This window comes from Desulfosarcina variabilis str. Montpellier (genome assembly GCF_048565275.1).
Lineage (GTDB): Bacteria > Desulfobacterota > Desulfobacteria > Desulfobacterales > Desulfosarcinaceae > Desulfosarcina > Desulfosarcina variabilis.
This window is the reverse complement of sequence record NZ_CP159846.1, coordinates 7,662,668-7,686,647: the sequence shown is the minus strand read 5'-3', so window position 1 is coordinate 7,686,647 and position 23,980 is coordinate 7,662,668. Positions and strand designations below refer to the sequence as shown.

General features: G+C 50.5%; 35 protein-coding genes and 1 other RNA gene. 27 read left to right on the top strand and 9 right to left on the bottom strand.

Going from position 1 to position 23,980, the window contains the following annotated elements; genetic code table 11:
• Window positions 1-272: 272 nt before the first annotated feature.
• The gene (locus Dvar_RS34785; protein WP_419657754.1) at window positions 273-2,006 is read left to right on the top strand and encodes a two-component system sensor histidine kinase NtrB; all 1,734 of its coding nucleotides are present in this window, start codon (window positions 273-275) and stop codon (window positions 2,004-2,006) included.
• Window positions 2,003-3,370, top strand: a complete 1,368-nt coding sequence (locus Dvar_RS34780; RefSeq protein ID WP_419657753.1) for a sigma-54-dependent transcriptional regulator — start codon at window positions 2,003-2,005, stop codon at window positions 3,368-3,370. Before Dvar_RS34785 ends, Dvar_RS34780 begins: the two co-directional genes overlap by 4 nt.
• Here Dvar_RS34780 and Dvar_RS34775 read toward each other — a convergent pair whose 3' ends face one another.
• Both Dvar_RS34775 and Dvar_RS34770 read right to left on the bottom strand, forming a co-directional pair.
• Window positions 3,371-3,799, bottom strand: coding sequence for a type II toxin-antitoxin system VapC family toxin (locus tag Dvar_RS34775; protein WP_419657752.1), 429 nt, complete (start codon window positions 3,797-3,799; stop codon window positions 3,371-3,373).
• Window positions 3,796-4,029, bottom strand: coding sequence for a type II toxin-antitoxin system Phd/YefM family antitoxin (locus Dvar_RS34770; RefSeq protein ID WP_419657750.1), 234 nt, complete (start codon window positions 4,027-4,029; stop codon window positions 3,796-3,798). The genes Dvar_RS34775 and Dvar_RS34770 overlap by 4 nt, the downstream gene beginning before the upstream one ends.
• A gap of 471 nt (window positions 4,030-4,500) precedes the next feature.
• On the opposite strand from Dvar_RS34770, the gene Dvar_RS34765 reads away from it, so the two are divergent.
• The 3 genes from Dvar_RS34765 (at window position 4,501) to Dvar_RS34755 (ending at window position 5,604) form a co-directional block, all read left to right on the top strand.
• Entirely contained in the window at window positions 4,501-4,890 is a 390-nt protein-coding gene (locus Dvar_RS34765) for a DUF4258 domain-containing protein (protein WP_419657749.1), read from the top strand.
• Entirely contained in the window at window positions 4,887-5,099 is a 213-nt protein-coding gene (locus Dvar_RS34760) for a YgiT-type zinc finger protein (RefSeq protein ID WP_419657748.1), read from the top strand. The genes Dvar_RS34765 and Dvar_RS34760 overlap by 4 nt, the downstream gene beginning before the upstream one ends.
• Window positions 5,100-5,433: 334 nt before the next feature.
• Window positions 5,434-5,604: a hypothetical protein gene (locus Dvar_RS34755; RefSeq protein ID WP_419657746.1), complete on the top strand. Its 171-nt coding sequence runs from the start codon at window positions 5,434-5,436 to the stop codon at window positions 5,602-5,604.
• Between the two features lie 551 nt (window positions 5,605-6,155).
• Here the strand turns inward: Dvar_RS34755 and Dvar_RS34750 are convergent.
• The 6 genes from Dvar_RS34750 to Dvar_RS34725 all read right to left on the bottom strand — a co-directional run bounded on the left by Dvar_RS34750 (window position 6,156) and on the right by Dvar_RS34725 (window position 11,179).
• Entirely contained in the window at window positions 6,156-7,145 is a 990-nt protein-coding gene (locus tag Dvar_RS34750) for a DUF262 domain-containing protein (protein WP_419657744.1), read from the bottom strand.
• On the bottom strand, window positions 7,145-7,756 hold the full coding sequence (locus tag Dvar_RS34745; RefSeq protein ID WP_419657742.1) for a hypothetical protein: 612 nt from the start codon (window positions 7,754-7,756) through the stop codon (window positions 7,145-7,147). Before Dvar_RS34745 ends, Dvar_RS34750 begins: the two co-directional genes overlap by 1 nt.
• 102 nt (window positions 7,757-7,858) lie before the next feature.
• Window positions 7,859-8,425, bottom strand: a complete 567-nt coding sequence (locus tag Dvar_RS34740) for a hypothetical protein (RefSeq protein WP_419657740.1) — start codon at window positions 8,423-8,425, stop codon at window positions 7,859-7,861.
• A 93-nt stretch (window positions 8,426-8,518) separates the two neighbouring features.
• Entirely contained in the window at window positions 8,519-9,193 is a 675-nt protein-coding gene (locus Dvar_RS34735; RefSeq protein WP_419657739.1) for a hypothetical protein, read from the bottom strand.
• A gap of 705 nt (window positions 9,194-9,898) precedes the next feature.
• Complete coding sequence (locus Dvar_RS34730; protein ID WP_419657738.1) at window positions 9,899-10,438, bottom strand: helix-turn-helix domain-containing protein; 540 nt, start codon at window positions 10,436-10,438, stop codon at window positions 9,899-9,901.
• 255 nt (window positions 10,439-10,693) lie between these two features.
• Window positions 10,694-11,179 (bottom strand): hypothetical protein, encoded by a 486-nt coding sequence (locus Dvar_RS34725; RefSeq protein ID WP_419657736.1) that lies wholly within the window; start codon window positions 11,177-11,179, stop codon window positions 10,694-10,696.
• Between Dvar_RS34725 and Dvar_RS34720 the strand changes: the two genes are divergently transcribed.
• The 15 genes from Dvar_RS34720 (at window position 11,178) to Dvar_RS34650 (ending at window position 19,286) form a co-directional block, all read left to right on the top strand.
• Complete coding sequence (locus tag Dvar_RS34720) at window positions 11,178-11,396, top strand: hypothetical protein (RefSeq protein ID WP_419657735.1); 219 nt, start codon at window positions 11,178-11,180, stop codon at window positions 11,394-11,396. The genes Dvar_RS34725 and Dvar_RS34720 overlap by 2 nt on opposite strands.
• Window positions 11,397-11,506: 110 nt before the next feature.
• A complete protein-coding gene (locus Dvar_RS34715) occupies window positions 11,507-12,040 on the top strand; it encodes a hypothetical protein (RefSeq protein ID WP_419657733.1) in 534 nt (177 codons plus the stop codon).
• Window positions 12,041-12,050: 10 nt separating this feature from the next.
• Window positions 12,051-12,827 (top strand): hypothetical protein, encoded by a 777-nt coding sequence (locus tag Dvar_RS34710; RefSeq protein ID WP_419657732.1) that lies wholly within the window; start codon window positions 12,051-12,053, stop codon window positions 12,825-12,827.
• Between the two features lie 40 nt (window positions 12,828-12,867).
• Window positions 12,868-14,979, top strand: coding sequence for a Mu transposase C-terminal domain-containing protein (locus Dvar_RS34705; RefSeq protein ID WP_419657730.1), 2,112 nt, complete (start codon window positions 12,868-12,870; stop codon window positions 14,977-14,979).
• A gap of 50 nt (window positions 14,980-15,029) precedes the next feature.
• Window positions 15,030-15,380, top strand: a complete 351-nt coding sequence (locus Dvar_RS34700; RefSeq protein ID WP_419657729.1) for a hypothetical protein — start codon at window positions 15,030-15,032, stop codon at window positions 15,378-15,380.
• Window positions 15,381-15,429: 49 nt separating this feature from the next.
• Window positions 15,430-16,149, top strand: coding sequence for an AAA family ATPase (locus tag Dvar_RS34695; protein ID WP_419657727.1), 720 nt, complete (start codon window positions 15,430-15,432; stop codon window positions 16,147-16,149).
• Window positions 16,149-16,481 carry a hypothetical protein gene (locus Dvar_RS34690; protein ID WP_419657725.1) on the top strand — a complete coding sequence of 111 codons (333 nt, stop codon included), beginning with the start codon at window positions 16,149-16,151 and terminating at the stop codon, window positions 16,479-16,481. The genes Dvar_RS34695 and Dvar_RS34690 overlap by 1 nt, the downstream gene beginning before the upstream one ends.
• Window positions 16,471-16,773, top strand: a complete 303-nt coding sequence (locus Dvar_RS34685; RefSeq protein WP_419657724.1) for a helix-turn-helix domain-containing protein — start codon at window positions 16,471-16,473, stop codon at window positions 16,771-16,773. Before Dvar_RS34690 ends, Dvar_RS34685 begins: the two co-directional genes overlap by 11 nt.
• 2 nt (window positions 16,774-16,775) lie before the next feature.
• Window positions 16,776-16,985 carry a hypothetical protein gene (locus Dvar_RS34680; protein ID WP_419657722.1) on the top strand — a complete coding sequence of 70 codons (210 nt, stop codon included), beginning with the start codon at window positions 16,776-16,778 and terminating at the stop codon, window positions 16,983-16,985.
• The gene (locus Dvar_RS34675) at window positions 16,969-17,580 is read left to right on the top strand and encodes a DUF3164 family protein (protein ID WP_419657720.1); all 612 of its coding nucleotides are present in this window, start codon (window positions 16,969-16,971) and stop codon (window positions 17,578-17,580) included. Before Dvar_RS34680 ends, Dvar_RS34675 begins: the two co-directional genes overlap by 17 nt.
• Window positions 17,580-17,642, top strand: an RNA gene (locus tag Dvar_RS34670) — hammerhead ribozyme type II. The genes Dvar_RS34675 and Dvar_RS34670 overlap by 1 nt, the downstream gene beginning before the upstream one ends.
• A gap of 11 nt (window positions 17,643-17,653) precedes the next feature.
• Window positions 17,654-18,046, top strand: coding sequence for a helix-turn-helix domain-containing protein (locus Dvar_RS34665; protein WP_419657718.1), 393 nt, complete (start codon window positions 17,654-17,656; stop codon window positions 18,044-18,046).
• 4 nt (window positions 18,047-18,050) lie between these two features.
• A complete protein-coding gene (locus Dvar_RS34660; RefSeq protein ID WP_419657716.1) occupies window positions 18,051-18,503 on the top strand; it encodes a gp16 family protein in 453 nt (150 codons plus the stop codon).
• Between the two features lie 43 nt (window positions 18,504-18,546).
• Entirely contained in the window at window positions 18,547-19,101 is a 555-nt protein-coding gene (locus Dvar_RS34655; RefSeq protein ID WP_419657715.1) for a hypothetical protein, read from the top strand.
• Window positions 19,098-19,286: a hypothetical protein gene (locus tag Dvar_RS34650; protein WP_419657713.1), complete on the top strand. Its 189-nt coding sequence runs from the start codon at window positions 19,098-19,100 to the stop codon at window positions 19,284-19,286. Before Dvar_RS34655 ends, Dvar_RS34650 begins: the two co-directional genes overlap by 4 nt.
• A 310-nt stretch (window positions 19,287-19,596) precedes the next feature.
• On the opposite strand, the gene Dvar_RS34645 is transcribed toward Dvar_RS34650, so the two are convergent.
• Window positions 19,597-20,085 carry an N-acetyltransferase family protein gene (locus Dvar_RS34645; protein ID WP_419657711.1) on the bottom strand — a complete coding sequence of 163 codons (489 nt, stop codon included), beginning with the start codon at window positions 20,083-20,085 and terminating at the stop codon, window positions 19,597-19,599.
• A 367-nt stretch (window positions 20,086-20,452) separates the two neighbouring features.
• Here Dvar_RS34645 and Dvar_RS34640 point away from each other — a divergent pair, with 367 nt between their 5' ends.
• The 7 genes from Dvar_RS34640 (at window position 20,453) to Dvar_RS34610 (ending at window position 23,969) form a co-directional block, all read left to right on the top strand.
• Window positions 20,453-20,764, top strand: coding sequence for a Mor transcription activator family protein (locus Dvar_RS34640; protein WP_419657709.1), 312 nt, complete (start codon window positions 20,453-20,455; stop codon window positions 20,762-20,764).
• Between the two features lie 116 nt (window positions 20,765-20,880).
• The gene (locus Dvar_RS34635) at window positions 20,881-21,141 is read left to right on the top strand and encodes a hypothetical protein (protein ID WP_419657708.1); all 261 of its coding nucleotides are present in this window, start codon (window positions 20,881-20,883) and stop codon (window positions 21,139-21,141) included.
• Window positions 21,142-21,145: 4 nt separating this feature from the next.
• The gene (locus Dvar_RS34630; RefSeq protein ID WP_419657706.1) at window positions 21,146-21,352 is read left to right on the top strand and encodes a TraR/DksA C4-type zinc finger protein; all 207 of its coding nucleotides are present in this window, start codon (window positions 21,146-21,148) and stop codon (window positions 21,350-21,352) included.
• Window positions 21,342-21,767 (top strand): DUF2730 family protein, encoded by a 426-nt coding sequence (locus Dvar_RS34625; protein ID WP_419657704.1) that lies wholly within the window; start codon window positions 21,342-21,344, stop codon window positions 21,765-21,767. The genes Dvar_RS34630 and Dvar_RS34625 overlap by 11 nt, the downstream gene beginning before the upstream one ends.
• Window positions 21,768-21,769: 2 nt before the next feature.
• Window positions 21,770-22,066 (top strand): hypothetical protein, encoded by a 297-nt coding sequence (locus Dvar_RS34620; protein ID WP_419657702.1) that lies wholly within the window; start codon window positions 21,770-21,772, stop codon window positions 22,064-22,066.
• A gap of 3 nt (window positions 22,067-22,069) precedes the next feature.
• Window positions 22,070-22,633: a DUF3486 family protein gene (locus Dvar_RS34615; RefSeq protein ID WP_419657701.1), complete on the top strand. Its 564-nt coding sequence runs from the start codon at window positions 22,070-22,072 to the stop codon at window positions 22,631-22,633.
• On the top strand, window positions 22,626-23,969 hold the full coding sequence (locus Dvar_RS34610; RefSeq protein ID WP_419657700.1) for a terminase large subunit domain-containing protein: 1,344 nt from the start codon (window positions 22,626-22,628) through the stop codon (window positions 23,967-23,969). Before Dvar_RS34615 ends, Dvar_RS34610 begins: the two co-directional genes overlap by 8 nt.
• Window positions 23,970-23,980 lie beyond the last annotated feature (11 nt).

Genomic DNA, 23,980 nt, shown 5'->3' with positions numbered 1-23,980 from the left:
TGCAGGGATGGGGGTGCGAAAAAATTACTCGCTTGAAGCGTATCATCCGGCCGGGTGCGAAAAAAATTTGCACCTGAAGTAATACCGCATTATCCTTATTGGGTGCTTTTACAGAAATGGTGAATCTCGCCCGAGTTCAAGGCGGGCAATAAATTCAAACTGGATGAATATTGGTTATATTTTGAGGATTTGAATTTGTTGCCCAACGCCGAAATCGGGTGAGAGGTGCCGTTTCTGGTTTTGGATATTCTGGGTAAAAGGATTCATCTTCCATGAACGCCGTACCCCGCCGACAACTCTATCTGACCGCACTTTCGATTCTGTTTGTCGTTCTGCTTTTGCTTGTCTTCATCAGCATCTCGACCGTGCACAATCTGAATCGGGAACGCAACGCGGCCAGGCAGACCGTCCATCGCCAGGCACTGACGCTGATAAATGCGCTCGAAGCCGGCGCAAGGGCGGGCATGATGATGCAGATGGCCGGGATGGATGCCATCGGCAGTCTGATTCATGAAATCGGACGCTCGGAAGACATCAATTACATCTTCCTGGTTGATGAAAACGGTCGTGTGGTGCACCACTCCATTCCCTCACTGGAGGGCACACTTACCTCATGGATTCCTATATTTGACCGTTTGGATGATGTTCACACGCGGGTAAGACAACTTCCGAACAGCAGCCGGGTGTACGAAGTGGCCAAGCCGTTCGACCCTCTGGGGACCCGAAAAGAAATTGCACTGCCATCCGGGAAGAACCCGGCAGACGGGACGCCGGCCCATTTTCACGCGCGTGCCACCGTCTACCTGGGCATGAGCATGACGGCCTATGAAACGGCCCGCCGATCGGATTTGCAGCATGCCGTCATCATGGGCGGCATCGTTCTGGTGCTGGGCGGCGGCGTGATCTATTTTTTCATCGTGCTGCGCAGTTACTATATGCTCAGCCGGACATTGCAGGAAACCCGGGATTACACCCGTCAGGTGATCGCCAGCATGGCCCATGGCGTGCTGAGTATCGATACGGATGGCCGCGTGGTCTCCTTCAATCACCAGGCCCTGGCGCTGCTGGACATTCCGGAAGCGGATGTGGACGGTCTGGACCTTGGTGAGATATTTAATTTCGATGCCACCGGCATCGCCCGGACATTAGATGCAGGGGTACCTGTACTGAACCATGAAATCCGGTTCGGGCGGCGCGCCGGGGACGCACTCCCGCTGATGCTCACGGCCACGCCCATAAAGGACGAAGCCGGCGATCGACGCGGCGCCGTGGTGGTCGTCAGGGACATGAGCGCCATCAAACAGCTCGAAAAACAGGTCCAGCGAACGGAAAGACTGGCGGCAATCGGTCGCCTGGCCGCTGGTGTGGCCCATGAAATCCGCAACCCCTTGAGTTCCATCCGTGGTTTTGCCTACCTGCTCGGTAAAGGCCACGATGAAGAATCCCCTGAACGCGAGTATGCCGATGTAATGGTGCGTGAAATCGACCGCATCAACCATGTGGTTTCAGACCTGCTCAACTTTGCCCGGCCGATGACCCTGGAACCGGAAGAGATCTGCCTTGCCGACATCATCGCGCATGTGCTCGTGTTGGTATCCGCGGATACCGACGCGAAAAGCATCGACGTTCAGACTCACATCGACCCCGATTGTTCCCGGATCATGGCAGACCCCAATCAACTCACTCAGGCGATCCTCAACCTGATACTCAATGCCATTCATGCACTGGAAGACGGCGGCGTGATCGATGTGCGCGCCGGCAACGCTGATCAGGAAAAAGGCGTTATTATTGACGTGGAAGACAACGGACCGGGAATCGCACCGGATTTAACGGAAAAAATATTCGAGCCCTTCTACACCACCCGTGAACGGGGAACCGGAGTAGGGCTGGCCATGGTGAGAAAAATCGCTGAGCACCATGGCGGCGGCGTTACGGTAGAAAGTCCGCCGCCAGGAAAAAGCCGCGGAACCCGGTTTACCATTTCACTGAAGGATATTGACCGATGAACACGCCCGACGCTGCCAGGATATTGATTGTCGATGATGACGCCGCACACCGGACCATGCTCAAGGCTGTGCTTTCCGATAAGGGGTACCATGTTCATGAAGCCGATGACGGCGACACGGCCTGCACCATGGTGGAGAACGATATTTTCGATCTGGTGCTCATGGATCTGCGCATGAAACGAATGGACGGGGATATCGCCCAGAAGAAAATGGTCCGCATCAATCCGGATCTTCCGGTGGTGATCATGACCGCCTATGGATCGGTGCGCTCGGCTGTGGAGGCGCTCAAATCGGGCGCTGAAAATTATCTGACCAAACCGATCGACATTGACGAGCTGATTATCACGGTCGCAAAAACACTGCGCCAGCATCAGTTGGAGGCAGAAAACCTCACCCTCAAAGAGCAACTGGGCCAAACGTTTGATCTCGGCAATATCATCGGCAGCAGTTCGGCCATGCGGGAATTGATCGAAACCCTGACCCTGGTGGCCCCGTCCGAGGCCACCGTACTGATTCAGGGGGAAAGCGGCACCGGCAAAGAGCTGGTGGCCAGTGCCATTCATCACAACAGTCCCCGGAAAGACAGGCCGTTCATCAAGGTTAATTGTGCGGCGCTGCCGGAAACGCTGCTTGAAAATGAACTTTTCGGGCACGAAAAAGGGGCCTTCACGGGTGCCACCGGTCCCAAAAAGGGCCGCTTTCAGCTGGCCGATCAGGGCACGCTGTTTCTGGATGAGATCGCCGAAATGACGCCGGCCACGCAGGCCAAAATCCTTCGCGTCCTTCAGGAGCGTGAGTTTGAACCGGTGGGCGGCACCCGAACGATCCGGGTCGACACCCGCATCATATCGGCGACCAATCGTCATCTGGAAGAGGAGATTGAAGCGGATCGATTCCGTGAGGATCTGTACTATCGCCTGAATGTGGTCACCCTGACGGTGCCGCCGTTAAGAGACCGGACCTCAGACATTCCTTTACTGGCGGAGCATTTTCTCAGCCACTATGCCGCCAAGAATCGTCGCACATTCAAAGGCTTCCAGCCCCGGGCGATGGATCTTCTCATGGGATATGCCTGGCCGGGCAATGTCCGGGAATTGGAAAACGTCATCGAGCGTTCGGTCATCATGGCCAGGAGTGAGCGCATCGGCCCTGAGCACTTCCCCGGCACCATTGGCGATCAGGACCGTTCAAAAACAGATTCGTCGGCCATCCTGGCATCAGGTCGTTCGCTCAAAGCCGTGGAGAAGGACATGATACTCAAAACTCTCGATGATATGGGCGGGAATCGGACGAAGACATCAAAAATCCTGGGGATCAGCCGCCGGACGCTGCAGCTGAAACTAAAGGAATATGGCATCAACTGATCAACTGCCTTGTTGGCCTATGAACTCAGTCAGAAGTCCAGCGTTCTGAGCTGCAACAAACTGTCTTTTATCAGAAGTTGCAAAAATTTCGGTCTGCCATTCAAGGGCGCAGGCGACATGCAAAGCATCCATTGCCCTTAAGTTATTATTTTCTAATAGCTGCACAGAACGGGAAATGACCGCGGGGGTAATTTGAAGAACGATTGCGTCACGGACATCTTCCAGCAATTGTCTCTTAATCGTGCGATATTCGCGCAACGATAAATTTTGCTCTCTCCGTCTTCGATTTAGCGCAGAAATTATTTCAGGCACTAAAATTGTACACAGTGCTAACTGAGACGCCTTCTGCAAAAGAGAGTCCATACTCTCAGAACCTTGCTCATATACATATCTTTTAGCAAGAGCGGATGAATCACAAAAAAGCTTCATGATTCTGCCTCACGATCCTCCACAATAGCCGATGATAAATCTGCTCCGCTAATCTGTAAATGAATACCTGGCTCTTTCCAGGATGGTGTTCGTGTATGCCGGTCAGTAAATGGAACAACCTCTGCTATTGGCTTTCCACGCCTCACAAGGATTATCGTTTCGCCATGCTCTACTTCAGTAATAAAACTGGATGCTTTTTTTCTAAAATCAGTAAAATTGACTGTTTTCATAATGCCCTCCCATGTGTACACTGTAATGTACATATAGGAGGGCATTATGTCAAGCTGTTTTAAAGGTCAATGGGCGCGAGATGAGCGGCAGTTCTGTCCGTTCCATGGAGGGTGCAGGATTCAAACTTGCGGACTACTGATTCGAAGTCCGGCGCTCTAGTGACCCACCAAGTGGTTTGAAACCAAGGCGATGAATGTCGGTGATGGGTGGTGGATGGTGATTATGTTTTGATATCAGAGGTGTGACCCACCTGTAATCTGACACTCGGTTTGAAACCATTTTACACTTGGTTTGAAACCGCGTAAACGGGCCTGTAGCGGTGGAAAAAATGAATTTGCCAGAAGGGTTGGCATTTTTTTGAAAGACAACCAGCGGTAATTGGACCTTCGACAGCATCGATGGCAACTTCATTGCCGCCGATTGATTACCGATCGATTTTACGTTACATTTAAATCGTTGATATTTGGCGAATGATGTACTGGGCGGCTGGCTTCAGTGTGTCCAAAATTGACCACTACCGTTTGATCGGGGTAATGACTGATTATTCAACCATTTTAATGCAAGTTCGTAATAGCGCGGCCAAAAGAATTCTGTTCCTTCCGCATGCAATACGGCAGATGGCCAAGCCGGATCGAATGATCACCACGGCAGAAATACGAATGGTCATTGAAACCGGTGAGATCATCGAGGATTACCCAAATGATGTGAGGGGGCATAGCTGCCTCATATTGGGGGGTGCGAACCTACGACCCCTTCACATTGTATGCGCACCCAAGGACGATTATTTAGCCATCATCACTGCGTATCTTCCCAGCGATCAGGAATGGGAACGCGGTTATCGAAAGAGGAAAAAACAATGAAGTGCATGCATTGCCAAGGAACCATGAAAAGAGGATCGGCACCGTTTCATATTGACCGCCAGGAATATCATTTGACCCTCGATGCTGTCCCGGCCTGGGTGTGCCAGCAATGCGGTGAGGTCTATTTTGATGAGCCGGAGGTTGATTCGATTCAAGAGATTATCCGGGCCATTGAGGATCGAACCAAGAAATTGACCGCCGCTGCATGACCCAACCCACCTATGCCACCGCTTAAGATCTGCTTCCCAAGAAGCGGACTGTCATGGCCGGCGTGGGGGGAGGTCAAATCGAACCTGGTAGATGACCGGATTTGGGCCTTATGTCAAATCGTGCCCCGCTAACGACCGGGGTGGGGTTACGTCAAATAAGGGCAAAGGCCGAGATCGAATGTTATGTAAAATCGTATCCCCGCTATCCAGAGGCTCAATAAAGTTAATGGGGTCGTTGGATACGTAGGCAAAGATGTAATCTGACACTCGGTTTGAAACCGCGTAATCTGTGACCCACCAGATGGTTTGAACCCAAGGCGGTGAATGGCGGTGAATGGCGGTGATGGGTGGTGAATGGCGATTATGTTATGATGTTGGTGAGTTGGGCGTTTTTGATGCGTTGGATAGTGGCAAAAAGAGGTTTGAAACCAATTTCGCGTTTTTAGGGGGATTTGACGGATGGTTTGAAACCAGTGGAATTGTCTACGGTGGGGGCTTGAAATAGACATGAACGCGCGTTGATTGTGGCTTTAAATGGCGTTTGAAAGGCTGTTTAGTGAAATTTCGAAATTAAAAAAGTCAGGAAATGTGAAGAAATGATTTCAAGCTGGGGTAAAAATGGTCTTTTTGTAATGTTTTCAAATCGTAAAGGTGCATTGTGTGGTTCGTGAAAGCTGGAAATGCTATTAGATGATTTTTTTCGAAAATCTACTTTACGCTATCTGACTAATCCTTGAGAGTTCGGAACCAATTCAGGTATTCGGTAGCTTTTTTATCCTGGATTCTGAGTGTATCTGAAATCAAGGCAATCAAAAGGTACGGTATTGTTATGTTGGTGCACTGGAAGGTTTCGGATGAATGAAATGTATTTATCTGTAATCAGAGCAGACTTGAACTTATTTGGAAATATCAGTAACGGGCTGCGAATTAGCGACAGTCATCAAGCGGATGGCAATCCGCAGCCCGATGGTGTGGCGCGAAGCGTCCACGCCATCGTATTGCCCACCAGAGAGGGCCGCTTTTTGGCCCGAATTTGGAGAAGCAAAAGGTTAGAAGCTATTTATCTAATATGTGTTTTTTAAATATTTCTGACCTAGTAACCCTTGCTTTTCTATCGTTTGTTCCAGAATACATATAATGGTAAAAAAGGCCTGTATCTGATTCTTTTTTATTCTTGCTATTTAAAACAATGCTATCAAATTCAATTAATTTATTTCGAAAATTATCAGGTAAAGAATCTGCATTACAGATTTCAATTACAAGTGTAAAAAAACAGGACTTCCTAAACCATATAGAGTCTAAATCAAGTTTTAGCTCCTGAATCACCGAAATCGCGTGTAATATTTTAGATTTTATTTTATGCGCATTTGGGAATTCATCATTAAATTCGGCAACACATTTTTCAAGTTCATTATCCCTAGGGAAATAGCCGCCGCGTTGTAGAGTCGCCATTACAATTAAAAAAAAATGAATGTCAGCCATTCGAGTGAACTCAGACTCATGAAAAACTCCGAATTGCTGTAATTCTACTTCCTTCGAAAGTTCTTTTGCAATTTGAATGAACTTCCCGTCATAAATCGCATTGTGTATTTCAATGTCTTCAAGCTTAAATTTCGTTAAATTAATCCTTCTAAATATTTCCTTTACTAAGTCCGCATCAACCTTTCCTATATCTCGAACTACAACTTGGTATGATAAAAAGTCATCTCTTTGGTCCTCTGACAAACTATCAAAGCTTGGGACAATCTTTAAATCTTTTTTGAAAGTGTGTTCAATATAATTCTTTATGGTTGTTAGGCGTTGCTGTCCATCAATAACTTTTTGTGTAGTGCGCAGCTTTTTTATGTCAGTCTCTCCTTGACATACATAAATTTCAGGAAAAGGATATCCATTGAGAATTGTATCAAGAAATTCTTCCTGGTGTTCATGCGTCCAAACAAACTTCCGCTGAAAGTCTGGTGATAGAATAAGTCGGTTTGTATCAATTTTTTCATAGATATCTGCAATTGTAGGATTTGTAACCGATGGTTTAATTTGAGTTGCCATTAACTTCCCCTCGCTACCTTGTGTCTCTTAAGATCTTTAATGCCAGAAAAAACATAAGATTCAAAATGTTGATAACTTTTAAAAACACCGGCATTAACCTGATAATTTCCAACTTCAGATTTTCCATATGAGATACTTCTAAAAAAATCAAACCAGTCATCTTTAAAAGCTTTCATCTGGAAAGAAATCGGAAGTTTATCTGGCCTAATCCAACCAAGAGCTGTGTATTCTAAAAAATCATGATACATCTTTAGTTCAACTTCCCGAACGACTTGCCTGTTCTTTCTAAATGACATCTGGTAATTTGAAATATCATTCATTATAGAATCGAACAAATTAAGAGAAATCAGTGCCACATCAATATCAGAATCGTAATCAAAACTCTTTCTTTTAAAAGGACTAAATCCTAATTTGGCCGAACCCGTAATATATATCTCATGAAAAGGTATTCTAAATTTATCACCAATTCTTTTTCGAAATTCATAAAAGTCATCATCTCTTTCTGCAAAAATAAAAGGGGTACCGTGCAAGACGTGTTTGCGACAAAAATCCAATATAGATTCATCAGAACTTATTGAATCTAATAAGGAAAAAAATTCTTCAAGCACCATTTTTAAACCTAATTTTTATCAACAACTGTCTTCGCGGTACTGTGCGGCGCGCCCTCTGCGTCCTCACAAGTGCCAGGTTAAAAGCTTGCTCACATCAGACTTTCACACTACACGCTCTTTGACTTTCACAGGACATGATAAAACTGCTTCCCAACAAGGTTGATCTGTCGGAATGCCACGCCAATAATTGTGGGCTGTGAGTGAGCCTGCAATGTTTTGAACACCAATACTGAGCCAACGTTGATCCGCACGCAGAATATGGTCTGATTCTATCAGATAGATAGGCTGGTCATCCTGCCGAAATTCGATCGCTTTTTCCAGTGATTCCCATGCAAAAAATGATTGAAACCTCGACCGTTCCTGTGGGAAATACGCACGCCTAACATATTCAAAAAGAAGCTCAACTGTAATTGCGTGATTTACATAAAGGGTTTCTATTTCCTCGTGAGCGTGAGCTACGGCGTTATGCATTTCTACTGAATAGTGCCAGCCATGCAGCGACAAGCCCTCAGGAAAAAGCGTTTGAAGATGGGCTTTGAGATCATCCTCTGTATAACATCCATCTAAATGCAAAAGAGGACGTTTTAATGGGTCTGCTTTCATAAGGTCAAGAGAAAGACCAGTTTGATAAAATCCTCTTCGATCAACTGAGTAAAATTTATCTGTCATTTATTCTTCAACTTATAACGGCCAAGCTTACCGGCTGGTGCGAAGCGGCAGCGAAGCACCAGTCCGAGTAAAGCATAAGGATCGATGTTAAAATTAAATTGCTTTCCAATATTGAAACACTATCCGAGAATTACATATAATAATCAGTAAAATAAGAGCTATAGCCCATATCCAGATTAAGCCTATTGCAATTCCTTTTTCGAAGGCGATCATCCCACCACTAACCCGGGTGAGCTCATGAATATTGGCATCTTTCGTATCAGGATCTGGGTAAACCTCTTTACTCCAGTCAAATTGTGTAATGTGGCGATTATTTATCTCCTGTACGGATGTTCCGGCAGAGCTTGTAATCTCTGTGCGTAAAGGCCCAAAGACATGCGCCTCAAGTGTAAAATATCTGAGAGGCACACCCAAATCAACGAGCTTTGACTCTAAGTTCCTAAGATTACGACGACAAAATTCCATGTACTGGTTCTGCTTCACATTTAGGGAAGACCAGTGCCACGATGAAAGAATGCCTAATATCGCTATCCCCATCAAGGCAAAAACCTCATAACACGATCCAGTTTTCACGGGAATAAATTTGAATGCGGCTGTCAATAAAGTTACTTGGATTACCACCATCAATATTTGTACTCTTTTAAAGTAATTGTCATTCTGTACTTTCCAGAAATCTAATTGAATTTTATAAGCATCAAGTATTCTTTCTGTTTTGGCCTCCAAGGTTGTATATCCAGAAAAAACTCCCTGATTTTTCTGATTCGCCATTGCTTGGCCTCTCATCCACACCGAACATTGATATTCTGAAGAGGTCTATTTTATATACCATATAGTGATGTTATATGGACGTCTTGATAACATTCCAAATAGGGGCATAAAATTGACTTTTTTAGCCTGTCATCGTATTTGGAACATATTTTTATCAGGAGATTAAGTTTACAGACACATAGAGATTACCTTGCGCCAGCCAACCATGTCAAATGTTGTGATAGATGGGGTTATGTAATCTCGTCAGAAATTGCTCAAAGATATAGATTTTGTACAGAGCGATCTGCAAGATGATTTCGCTTCAATTATTTGTGATATTGCTTAAAAAAAGCACTGAATCCTTATCAAAATCGATTGTTACACTCCTTAAGTTGAAGTTTTGATTGATTCACACCAACTTGTTAATCAGGCATTTACGCACCCTAAGTTGAAGGCGTTCTCCGTTGTCCCAGGCAAAGCGTTAGTCTTCCACCACCATAATACCACTCAGCTGCTGCAGCCGTTTCAAGTTTCAATGTGTTACAAAATAGTTGTCTTTGCTTAAATTGTGTCTAAAATAAATAACGTCAGGTAAAAACTATCCCTGATTCTCAATTTTTTCGAGAATATAGCAATCGCAGATCACTTTCCAAATGCAGTATTTATTTTCCGATACACAAACCTCTTTAAATGGGCACGGCCAGGGACCGCTCCGGTCACACCCCATCAATGATCGCCGCCCGCGGCCTTCCTGCGATCCCGGCCACTGCGGCGATCCTTTCCCCCTGGAATACTTTCTGGGTCTTTCTTCAAACGTCGTTCGCTCCTGCGCCGATTGGGATTATTATCCTTCGGAATTGCCTCGGTTTTAATTTTTTCCAATTCTATTTCTAATCGACCAAGAATTCTGAAGAACTGGCGTTCATCAATGCTCTCTATTTCCCTCAATATTTTGCTAATTTGCATCGCCTCTTCTTTGTTCTTGAAGTCTTTTACAATGCAAATATGGTCGACTGTTGTTTTGCCTCCCAGCGTTTGTGTGTCTGAGACTTGACCAGAAATCGGTGATCCTTCTCCGGTAAAAAGCCAATTTAAATCTACGTTTTCGTTACTTGCCCAACTTAAAAGTGCCGCCAGGTCAACACTACCTCTTCTTATTTTGTTTGAAAGGTTTTTGTCTGAAATGTCAAATATTTTTTGCGCAATAATTTTTTGAGAAAAACCAGTATAGTCTTTTATGCGCTTTATTATATCTTTAAAATCCATGAAAGTGTTTACTGTTTGCCTTGACAGGGTAACGAATACGTGTATATAAGCGCCGTATCCAATGCGTAACAAAGCCCGTGTAACGTTCAGATTACAAAAAGGACCACCATGCTACCCATCCTGATTCAAAACAGATGCCTTTCCCTATTCGAGGTCAATGGCCTGGTTGATTTACCTCTATCAAAAAAGGAGTCGAGATGTTTCATCAGTCATCACGATTCATAATGAAAACCGTCAAGCGGTATATTACGGAAATCATCCTTGATGATTTTCAACGGAACGGGCCGATTCACCAGCACCTTCAAAAGGATCCGGACCTTCAAACGGCCAATACGGTTCCGGGTAATTCTCCACATCGTCCAATGCCTGGGCCGCTCGAACAGCAGCGTCCCGGCCCGAACCGCCTGCCCACGGGAACAGACAGTGCCGATCAATGTGAAGAAGCATTCTGCGGGCCTGACGGACCCGTTGAATGGCCGCCAGCAGAAAACGTTGCCGAACTTCGTCCATCTTCCAGTGTGGCTGCCGCCGCCTTATCGAAGGTGGCTCGGCGAGAAACTCATCGATTGATGCGGCGTGCGTGCAAGACCAAAGCAGCCATTCATCTCGCCCGAGAGATTTCATTTCAGCGCGCAGCACTTTGATCTCCATCGGCGACAGACAACTGCGAAGTTCCGTTTCAACTAAATCACACTCTTTGATGCATTTTTTGAAATTCAGATCCAAAGGAAAATTCATCATGACCCCAAAGGACATCAAAATCGAATTGTTGAGAGCCGACATCACCCAGGCAGACATTGCCAGGGCGTGCAAACGTTCCCGTGCCCAGGTGCACCGCGTGATCCATGACCAGTGTGTGTCTGACCGTGTTCGGCGTGCCGTCGCCAGAGCAATCGGCAGACGAGTCGAGGATATCTGGTCCGAGTATTACCAATGCCGTGAAGCGGAATGCGCCTGATGGTTGCAGGTTATCCCGCTTTTCAGTGTCCGGTCAACGTCAATGCCGAGGAAAAAAATAGACGTCACAGGTTAACAAGTTAATCTAACCCACCAGGAGTCAACGCGTCAATGACCAAACGAGCCCGCCCCGATCCGAACCAGCTCAACTTCGAGTTCAGATTCGAGGACAAGCTTGACAGCTATATCAGCGCCAAACAGGACATTCTCGATGCAGTCGAAAACGAACAAGCGCCAACCCTGGCCATAGAGAACGAATTCGAGGCCTGTGTAGAAATCGCTGCTGCGGTCAAACGGGCCATTCGCCAGTCAGGCATGAGCCGGGACCAGGTTGTTGATGGAATCAACACCTATTTCGGCCGCAGCGAAGCGGGGGCAGCCGAAGATCCGCCAGTTTGTCGCAAACCGCTCTCCATCCATATGTTCAACAACTATTTATCGAAGCCTACGGAGTATCCCATCCCCGCATACTATCTGTACGCGGTGCACCATGTCACTGGCAGCCTTGAGCCGGCAGAAACGATTGTGTCTGCGGAAAACGCAAAAGTGGCTACCGGCGCGGAGATCAGGCAGATGAAACTGGGCAAGTTGGAGCAGATCCTTACCGAGACCCAGAGGCTTAAACGGGAATTAAAGAAGAGATGAAGGAGGAACCATGTCAAAACGGACCAACCCTTTAATACGACGTACCACGCCGCAGCCAGCTCTCGAGCCTGAAATCGTTGATGATGAAGGCGGCGCGGACATCATCCCCATGAATGAGACATTTCCCGGCATGCCGCCGATGTCGGTAAGGGAAAAGAAGCGCCTGGCGGAGCTGGAAGATGTCGTCACCAGGAATTTCAAGGCGTTTTATGAGGTTGGGAGTGCGCTGCGCGAGATTAGCGAGTCATTGCTTTATCGTGAAACGCATTCCAATTTCGCTGATTATGTGAAGGATCTCTGGGATATGGCCAGGGCACGCGCTTATCAAATGATTGATGCCGCTAATATCGTAGATCGTTTATTGCCTCTTGAAGAAGAGTTATCCACAAATTGTAGACGAAATGAAGTTGTCTACCATGGTGGACAATCAAAAATGGTACTCCCTCAAAACGAACGTCAAGCCAGAGCCCTGGCCAAATACCCCGAAGACAAACAAATCCAGATCTGGCGCGAGGCAGTTGAAACCGCCGACGGCCGTATCACGGCGGCCCACATCAAACAGACCGCGCGGCGGATCCACGGCGAGATCGTGAAGAATACGATTAAAAAGGCCAAGACAGAAACATCAAGCCCGGCCGTGAAGATGAGCAACGCTTTCCGCCAGGCCTTCAACGCCATGATGGACGCCATCAATGATGAACGCCTGAAGGACTGGAAGGAAACCGATCCCAACGAGGCGGCGCGGTTTGTTCATGCACTTCTGCAGGCGATACAGCACCCGCTGTGAAGATGATAAAGGCGACCGGGGAATATTCATGGAGCAGTGTTTGACCAAAGAATCAATCGCCGAATATGTCGGGCTGTCATCTCGGATGATCGGCATGCGGGCCAAAAGAGAATCCTGGCCGATGGTCCGCCAGAGGGTCCGCGGCGGGTACCGCTACCTGTTCCCGGAATCATCGCTGCCGGACGACGTGCGGGCCAAGATATATAACCGCGCGTCGGAAAGTTCGGCCGCCGGATTCTCCTGCGGTGTGAGAGTGAATGCCGAGCACATGGCGGCGCGCGAGGCCGGATTGGCCGCATATAACGCGCTACCGCCGGAAAAAAAAGCTGAAGCCGATGCCAGACACGCAGTATTGCAGTCAAGGGACGCCTTTCTGACCGCCACCAAACTGCAAAAAAAGAAAGGCACCCTCCTATATATAAAGGAACTCAAGGCCGGAACAGTCAGCCTGCCGGATGATGTAATGAGGGCCATCCCGCGCCGCAAGGGCAAGATGGTTCTGTCATGGTCGACAATCTGCCGGTGGGAAAAGGCATATCAGGAGCAGGGCCGCGCCGGTCTGGCCGGGCAGTATGTCAGCAAGCAGGCCACATCGGTGCCGGAACACATGCAGCAATTTATCCAGGCCATGCTGACCGATCACCCACACGTTTCCATTCCTGATCTGCGCCAGGCCATCAAGGCGCGTTTCGACGGCCAAAACATCCCCAGCAATTCGGCGCTGCGGCGGTTCGTGGTGCGATGGAAAGAGCAAAACAAATCGCTGCTTCTCTTCCTGACCAACCCGGACGAATGGAAGAACCGCAATATGTTCGCCTTTGGCGATGCATCCGAAACGGTTGTGCGACTGAACCAGCTATGGGAGTTCGACTCGACGCCGGGCGACGTGATGCTTACCGATGGCCGGCATACGCTGATCGGGGTGATCGACGTGTACTCGCGGCGGGCCAAGCTTCTTGTATCGCCGACTTCAAAAGCCGAATCGATCGCCGCTTTAAACCGGCGGGCCATGCTCCACTGGGGGGTCGAGGAAAACGCCAAGACGGACAATGGGCAGGACTACGTTTCCAAGCATATGGTCAGAGTGTTTGAGGATCTTGAAATCAAGCAGATCCTTTGCGATCCGTTCCACCCCGAGCAAAAGCCTCATATAGAACGGTTTTTTCAAACCTATCTGCACTCCATTGTCGAACTGCTGCCCGGCTACATCGGGCATAGCGTGGCGGACCGCAAGGCCATCGAGGCCCGCCGGACGTTCGCCAGCCGGTTGATGAACCGTGACGCGGACCCGGTGGAAATCAAACTCTCCTCCGAAGAATTCCAGTCTATCTGCGACCGCTGGGTCGATGCGATCTACCATCACAATCCTCACAGCGGCCTGAAAGGGAAAACGCCGGCCCAGGTGGCCCGCGAGTGGACCGGCCCGGTGCGCTACATCACCAATGAACGGGCGCTGGATATCCTGCTTTGTCCCGCACCGGATCAAAACGGCATGCGGGTTGTGGGTAAGAAAGGAATCAAAGTCGAGAACGCCTATTTCATCGCGCCAGAACTGGCCGGTCATGAAGACGAGACCGTGCGGGTGCTGATGGACCGAACAGACTACGGCACCATCTATGTGTTCGCCCAGGACGGGGCCTTTATCTGCCGGGCAGTCAACCCGGCCCGCTCGGGCCATGACCGGTCCGAGATTTCGGCCAAGGCCAAGGCAGTGCAGAAACGGGTGATCAATGAAATGGCCGCCGAAGCCAAAAAGGTCGCGCGCGAGGCCAAGACCAAATTCATCTTTGAAGAGATTTTGGGCTACCGCGAGGCCCAGATCGCCAACATCAGGGAAATGCCGAAGGCGTCCGAACCCTATACCACGCCCATGCTCGACCAGGCGGCGCGGGCCGTGGAGGATGTTCGCCAGCGTGAGTTAGGCCCGACACCCATCGGCATCAGCGAGCATGAAGAACGCCAGGCCAGCGCGGTGATCGAACTTGCCGAGAAGAAAACGCGGGCACTGGAGAACATGATGCCATTCGAGAAATACGAATACCTAATCAATGAATTGGCCGCCGGCCGCGACCTGGACGACGCGGACCTGGCGTGGATGAAACGGTACGAGATCTACATGGAAACGGGAAAGAAGGAAACGTTGGGATTTTAAAAGAGGGATCCGAACTGGACGCACATCGATATCAGAGAGGACAAGGCGCGATGGTAGAGAAAAGAAAACTGCAGATCAAGGATCTGCCCAAAGATGCCCTGGTGGCGATTGTGGAAGCGGCCGGGGTGCCGGTTCGCCAGGATCTGATCGCCGGGGCAATCATCGAAGCACGACTGAAAAAGGCGGCAGGTTTTGCGGACCAGTATGAAAAGACCGTCAAGAAGATGAAAACCTGTAAATCGGCTGTCAAACGACGCGGGCTCAATGTTGATGCCCGGCGCCAGATTTACAATGCCGAGACGCTGTTCGCCTCGGCCAAACGAATGGCCGCCGAGAACGGTCTGACGGAAAAGTATTTTGGGGCTGAAAAAGAGGCGGCCGGTGCGCCAACACCGGCCTGATGGGAACGGTCGAAAAAATCGACCCTACACAATGACAGGAGGATAGCAAATGAAGCACGAAATGGCAATGACCACGAACGTGCGGCGCTTTCTGGCCGCAGTTCGTGAACTGAACGACCGTTCTTTTACGGTAGAGGGGATGGGGCTTTTGTGGGGCCAGCCCGGCGAGGGCAAGAGCACCACGGTCGCCTATGCCACCAACACCCTGGACGGCATTTTCCTACGGGCCAACGTCTGCTGGACACTTACCAGTATGCTGGGCGCCCTGATGATCGAACTTGGGCAACCCCGTGGACGATTCCGAACCCCAATGCACGATACAGCTGTAAAATGCCTTATGGAGCATCCGCGACCGATCTTCATTGACGAGGCGGACTACTTGCTCCGCCAGACGAATATGTTGGATGAAATGCGCGACATATACGACAACACCGGTTCACCCGTTATTTTGATCGGCATGGAGGAGATGGCCCGCAAAGTCCAGGCTGAAGGCCGATTCGGTCGGCGCATCACCCAATGGGTCGAGTTTCGGGGAATATCCTTGAAAGACGCCCGCACCCTGGCCGACACGATCTGCGAAGTGGCGGTGGAAGACGACCTTCTCAACCGGTTGCACGAGGCATCGAGAGCCAATATCGGACGCATGACCACTGGCCTATCGCGCATCGAACGGTTGGCAAAGTTCAATAAATTAGAATCCATGTCGTTGGACGTTTGGGGTGACCGTCCCCTATTCTTCGATCAACCGACTTTTGGGAGAAAACGCTGATGCCCGGCATCAAAGGCATGACTGATAGCAGACCCAGAAGGACAGCTGTCCGCATGAAGGTATGGCAAAGCATGCGCATCATGGGCCGGTTTACCATACCGGATCTGTGCCGTACATCCGGGGCGTCGTCTAGTAACGTCCGAAAGTTCATCCATCGATTGGTAGAGCACGGTTACGTAGCCATGCATCAACCCAATGTCTCCGGCCAGACCGGATCCTACCATTGTTGGAGATTAGTCAAGAATATCGGCCGTGAATATCCGATGAAGTGCGAGCGCTGCGGCCGTGTGCTGGGCGAACCTTGCGAGCCGGAGAAAAACGATGAACGATAACATGGAACTGCTCTTAAAGGCTGTTGAAAGGCACGGCCAGGCGGCGGTGGCCAGAAAACTGTGCTACTCGCCATCGGCCATCAATCAGGCCCTGAAAGGCACCTATGGCAGCAGCCTGGAGAATATGCTGCAGCGGGTGGCCGAGACATATGGGGACGGGACAGTTCATTGCCCGGTGATGGGAGAAATCCCATTGCGGCGATGCGCCGCTGAACGGCGCAAGGCGTTCGGGGCGACCAGCCCCCAGCGGGCGAAGCTTTTTCTCGAATGTCAACGATGTAAGGAGAGATAATTATGGAAAACCAGGAGCAAGTGAAGAAACTGCATGAACTGATCAACGATGTCTTCTCCGATATCGTGGAGGTTAAAGTGAGTGATGACGACAGCCGAAAACGCAGAGAGAAGGCCATTTTCGGCGTTATCGGTTTACGCCGGCATGTGGATGACATGGGGCTGCGGCATGATCTGGCAATCCAGGGAGGTACCCATGGCGATCAAGGATGATGACGGACGATGGATAGACGCCGCCGGGCAGCCAGTGCCTCCGAAATATGTCAGCCCGGTGGATAAAAAACGGGATGCCCTTGTGGAGCGGCTGCACAAAACCGCGATGGATCTGAACAAGCGCTTGTCGGTGTTTCGCCGGAAAGTGTTGGACGACGTGGAAAAATATCTCAGTGACCTTGAGACGCACTATGATGTCGAGGCGCGCACCAAGGAAGGCAATAAGATGCTTTCCAACTTCTCGAACAGCATTCGCATGGAGGTGCGGATCAACAAATTCATCGAGTTCGACGAGCGCCTGGCGCTGGCCAAATCGATCATCGACGACTGCATCCGCAAATGGTCAAAAGGCTCTGATGACAAGATAAAGGCATTGGTCATGGATGCGTTTAAGGTCGACAAAAAAGGCAACATCGATCGGGACCGTGTCCTGGGCCTGAAGAAATTGAATATCAAAGACAAGGACTGGGCCAAGGCCATGGATATCATCTACGACAGCATTGTGGTTGTCGGGTCGAGAGCGTACCTGCGTTTCTCCACCAAGGATGAGAATGGCCGCTGGGAGACGATCCCATTGGATATCGCGGCCTGTTGATGCGAAACGCCCTGCGGGGCGTCGTCCGGGCGCGGCGGCCTGGGCCTGACGAGCAGCCAGAAACAGTAAGGACATGAAAGACAAACGCCAGCGGGATCTGGCCAAAATCCACTTCGCAGAACGATTAAAAAAACTTCGATGTGAGCACCATTTAACTCAAAAAGAAGCCGCAATGGCAATTGGTGTCGCATACAGCACATACCAACGATTTGAGGCTGGTAATTTCCCGAACAAAAACAATCTCAAACGTATATGCGAAGTTTTTGGATGTTCAACAGAGTTCCTCCTACTCGGAAGGACAGAGGACAAAAGACAGGTCAATAGACAAGATGGAGCATACGCTTTAGGCGATGGACTCGGTAGAATTGAATCAAGGCCAGGCATGGAATTTACGGCTTTAGGTTTGCTTTATGACATTTCAGAAAAACTGAATAGAATAATTAAACTTCTCGCAAAGAGAAATTAACACCATGAAAAATGTCAAAACCAATCGCCAGAAGGACCTGGCGAAGATACACATCGCAAAAAAACAGCTTGGCCTGGATGATGCCACATACCGCGAAATGCTCATGCAGGTGGCCGGGGTGGAAAGCGCCGCTGATCTGAATGCCGCCGGCCGCCGACAGGTGCTGGCGCACCTTGGCCAGGCCGGGTTCAGTGCCCGGCGCCGGAGCAAATATCCAGGCCGGCCGATGAATATGGACCGGGGCGGCAGCCGGGCCGATCAACTGAAGAAGATAGAGGCGCTACTGACTGTTGGCGGCAAGCCCTGGGGATACGCCCATGCGCTTGCCAAACGCATCTGCAAGGCGGACCGGATAGAGTGGGTGCCGGATGGCAAACTCTATAAAATCATCACGGCGTTGCGGTATCAGGCGCAGCGCGGGGGGTGGGACCTGTCCGGTGAACGGAGGCAGAAGTGAAACCACTGGTTGTGTTTGGGACCGATTTTCTGGAAGGAAGCGAATGAAGTTGATCTGCCCATCTTGTGGGGCCGTGGCCAGCGCCGAGGCGTGGACCGGTAATGCAGATGCCAGGCAATGCCTGAAGGCCGTTGCCGTAATGCCGTCCAGCGTATCGAGGAACATCCTGCCCTATCTATCGCTTTTCAGGTCGCAGTATAACGGGGCGAAAGGATACAGGGGGCTTGTATGGAACAGAGCCCTGCGCCTGGCCGGTGAGGTGGCTCAGCTTGTCGCCGAGACGCACATCCAATGGAAGGGAAAGCCATCCAGGCCCATCGACGCTCATCTTTGGGGGCTATCTATGGAGCGGATGGTCAATTCTCCGCCGCGTCGGTTGCCGCTTGAATCCCATGGATACCTGACTTCCATCGCCTATGATCTCGCAGACGAGGCGGACCGGGCCAGGGAGGTGCGGCACAATCAGGTGGAGCGAGATGGATCATTTCGAGCAGCCGTGATGGTTGACCGGCCGGCAGCCCAAGCGGAGTTGGAACCGGCGATGACGATGGATGAGATGAAGGCGATCCGGGAAAAGAACATGGGGAAAAAGCGATGAACAAACTGCAAAAGATAGCGCTTGAGAACGAACTGCGGGACATCGCCAGGGAACTTGTCGCGGAGGCCAGGGAAACCGATGGCTTCGGCTGGGATGGCGCCAATTGGTGCCACACTGTGGACGATCTGGCCGATATTATGGCCCGGCGGGCTGTCACGTCAATGGAGGCGACGATCACATCATGAAAATATTAAGATCACTCATAGCTCCGCTAATTCGCGATTGGGACCGGGTGCGGATCATCGTTCCATTGATCAGTCTGCTAATTTTTTACACTTGGTTTGTTTGGTAGTCATGGGGAGTTCGAAACCTATTGAGATGAAAAAAGCCGGTTATTGATCCGGCCTTATCGCTCTTTGAAAATTTGTGATGGTAACGCCTCATTTCACCAGGGCGCAGGCAATGAATATCAAAAGCTTTTGAGATGAAAAAAGCTTATATGAAATTAAGTACTTCAAAAATGCCAAGGCCCCTGTGCTCTGGTGGAAATGATTGTTATGTGCGGCCATAGGCCAAGACACGGTTTTCAATAATATGATTACCAAAAATAAAATCGTATTGCCCAATGTCTACAAAGCCGTATTTTTTATAAAACGCTATAGACTTATTTCGAACCCAAGTATAGAGCCAAAATTTATTTCCGTATCGAGCTATTATTTCGGACAGTAAATTCTGCCCAATACCTTGACCTCGGAAAGGACCATGTACATAAAGTTTCTGAATTTCAAAACCATTCTCAGCTTTCTCAAATTGAGATTCGAGATTTAAGAGAGCAAAACCTCTAAGATAAACCCCGTCTATAGAAACCAATAATGGACATTTGGGATCATTTAACAGAGCTTTGAAATAATCTTCTGTGAAAGTAGATAAAGCGTATTTTGAATTTTCAGTTCGAATGCCATCAATGGAATATGTTGTTAGCCACACCTCCAAAGATAGTGCTACCAAATTGATGCAGTCAGATTCTTTTGCCTCTCTAATCATTGAAAACCTTTGAAACGCACATTGTTGCTCACCGCAATACGATGAGCACCGATTATCAAAAAATCGATTATTTTTATGAAAACATGGAAATAACTTCGAATTTTCCAAATTATTAGCAAATTCTATCGATTAATCAATACACTATTCTATAAACTGCTGTGAATTCTCAATTAGTAATGTGCAAGAAAAACGGCGGATTTGACCCCAAATATGGTTACTTATCGTATTTACAGATAATTCCGGGATACGAGTTTGCAGGGAATGTCATTCAGTGCCATCACAAATTCTCAATAGGTTATTTAGCTACGATGCTTAAACGGACGCTCACAGGTCGTCTTTAATATAATGCAAGGATGATGAGGCCAGAATGATTTATAACGACATTCAATTAGAGGATCTCCCCCCAGAATTCCGTACCATTGCCGAGGCAATCGGTATGGATGCGGCCCTACACCTGGTGGAACTGCGCGGTGGGGACGGCATATACGTCCCAAAGGCCGACCAGATCAGCCGTGCAGCCAGGGACCGTGCTATCCGCGCAGAATTCGATGGGCACAATTACAGGGAGCTGGCAAAGAAATATGGCCTTACCGTGGTCTGGATCCGCACCATCGTCGGTGGCGGAAAGTCCAGCAAGACCGGCGTCGATATTATTGACAAGCAACAATCACTGTTCTAACCATCCGCAATATTTTCCTCACCTAAACCCCACCAGTAAACCCATTTTTTTAACTCCTTTTTTGGACACTTTTCGGCCAGTCGAGGTACCCCTTATCCAAGCATAGGGGTGTGCTTATGGCGAGTTTGTTCGGTGGGGAGGGCATTTTTAATGTCCTTCCCCACCAATGCTTTACCAAAGTAAAGGAGCAGAAAATGGCGGACAGCGAACAAAGTAGCAAAAACTGGTACCAATCCAAAACCGTATGGACCGGCATCGCCGGATGCGTTGCAGCAGCCGGCGCATTCTTTACCGGTGACATGTCATCCGCAGAGGCGATCCAAACCGGCATCACGTCGCTCATCGGCATCTTCCTTCGAACCGGCATGTTGAATTAATGGCATGGACGATGGCGATCGCGGCCGGGCGGCGGCCGATTTCATGCTGGCCAATGCCCTGGCCCATCAGCGATCGAAAACACCACGCGGGGATAGCCGGATGACGTGTATCGATTGTGACAAAGTCATTCCCGAGGAGAGGAGAAAAGCCGTGCCGGGTTGCCAGCGATGCATTTCTTGCCAACAGAAGGCGGAACAGGATGGGTGTTGATATCAACTACACAGCCTGGCGTTTTTGGTTCGATGTCGTCCAGACAGCCGGCACAATAGCCATCGGCGCTTATGTCTGGTGGGTCAACCGCAAAAAGATTACTGAAAAGCGCCTCTCCGGCATCGAGGCCCGCCAGTCGGAAATGGAGTCGACCATGACATCCATGCTCCCAACCATCGAAAAGATCGATGCCCGCTGCGGGCCACGGGAACGGCGCATCGACGATGTCGAAAAAGAGGCCCGTATCATGCGCACCAAGCTGGATCTCATGCCAAGCCACAGGGATATGAAAGAACTCTCCAGCCGCATTGACCAGCTGCATGGCTCTCTATCCGAATTCAACGGCCGTTTAAAGGGGATTAACCGGGCCGTTGATTTGATGAACGAATATCTCATCAATCAGGGGAAGGCGTAATCATGTTGAGTTTCAGCCAGCTTAAAACCGAGGACATGCGCCTGGTGATCCTGCGCAGCATCGATGATGACGGCGATTCCCTCAACGAGTCCATGCTCCAGGACGTGCTGGGCTATTTCGGCCATGCGGTCAGCCGGGACCGGGTGCGCACGGAAATGCGCTGGCTGGAGGAACAGGGACTGGTGCGCATCAATGAAGTGGCCGGGATCCTGGTGGCCAACCTGACCGGGCGCGGGGCCGATGTTGCCTGCGGCCGGTCCCATGTCGACGGCGTGAAGCGCCCCCGGCCGAAGGGATAGCCCATGCCCAGGGACCAGCAATCGAGCATCGACCGCCTTCCTGACGATATCCGCGAAAAGCTCAACGAGATGCTGCGGGATCCGCGCCTTACCCAGATCGCGGTGCGCGAGAAGATCAACGCCATTCTGGAAGATGATGGTCACGAGGAACAACTCAGCTACAGCGCAATCAACCGCTACAAGCTGAAAATGGACAAGGTGGGCGAAAAGATCCGCCAGAGCCGCGAGGTGGCCAAAATGTGGATCGGCCGCCTGGGCGCTGAACCACAGGGCGAGGTGGGCAAACTACTCAATGAGATGGTCCGTAATCTCGCCTTTGACGCCACCGTGGCCATGGCCGAGGGCGAGGCCCCGGTGGAACCCAAGATGCTCAAGGACATGGCCATTGCCATCGACCGGTTGGAGCGGGCGGCCAGCGAGAATGTGAAGCGTGAGGAGGAAATCCGGCGAATTGAACGCGAACGGTTGAAACAAGAAACCATGAAGGTCGTTGAAAAGGCCACCGCATCCGGCCCCATGACCGCCGAGGCGCTCAAGGAAAAGATCCGCGAGGTGTACGGTGTCTGACGCTTTGTTCTACCCATACCAGCGCCGCTGGATCAGCGAGAAAGCCCGGTTCAAGATCGGCATGTTCGCGCGCCAGACCGGAAAGACCTTCGGCACCACGTTCGAGGTGGCCGAGGATTGCCAGCTGGCCGACCTGGACGCCGGCCGGACGCGCTGGGTGATCCTCTCGCGCGGGGAACGCCAAGCCAAGGAGGCCATGGAGGAAGGCGTCAAACGCCACGCCCAGGCCCTGGGCAGCATCGTCAGGGCTTACGAGCAGGAATACCGCACAAACGAGGCCACCTACCGCGCCATGGAAGTGGAGTATCCCAACGGCAGCCGGATCACGGCCCTGCCGGCCAACCCGGACACGGCGCGCGGCTTTTCCGCCAACGTGTTCCTTGACGAGTTCGCCTTTCATCAGGACAGCCGCAAGATCTGGACGGCCCTTTTTCCCGTGATCTCCGCCGGCTGGAAACTGCGCGTGGTCAGCACGCCCAACGGCAAGGGCAACAAATTCTACGACCTGATGACCGGTGACGACAAGATCTGGTACCGGCAAACTTGCGATATCTATCAGGCCGTGGCCGACGGCCTGCCGCGCAACATCGAGGAGCTGCGCATCGGGATTGCCGACGATGACGCCTGGGAACAGGAATACGAACTGAAGTGGCTCGATGAGGCCAGCGCCTGGCTGTCCTTTGAACTGATCTCCTCATGCGAGCACGATCAGGCCGGCGATCCGGACGCCTACCAGGGCGGCCCTGTTTACGTAGGCGTGGACATCGGGGCGCGCAACGACCTGTTTGTGATTGTCGTGCTGGAGCAGATCGGAGACGTGCTGTGGACGCGGGAGATCATCGCGCGCAGGCGGATCAAATTCGCCGAGCAGGAGATGCTGCTGGACGATGTGTTCCTTCGCTACCGCGTGGTGCGCTGCTGCATGGACCAGACTGGCATGGGTGAAAAACCGGTTGAGGACGCCCAGCGTAAACACGGCGAGTACCGGGTGGAGGGCGTTCTCTTCACCGTCGCTAACAAGATCACTTTGGCAACGCGCGGCAAGGAAACATTCGAAGACCGCCGGATACGCATTCCCATGGGCGATGTGGCCCTGCGCGCCGACCTGCACAAGCTTCAGCGGGTGACCGGGCCGACCGGCACACCACGTTTTGTGGCCGAGTCGGACAGCGCCGGCCATGCCGATCGGACATGGGCCTGCTTTCTCGCTGTCAACGCCTCTGCCGTCCCGGCTGTTGAATACGCCTACGAACCCGTCGGCCGACATCTCAGAAACCACAATGACCGTCCGGTGCGGGCCACGGCCGGGCTCGGCATGGGGAAAGGATTGTGGTGATGCCTCTCTAC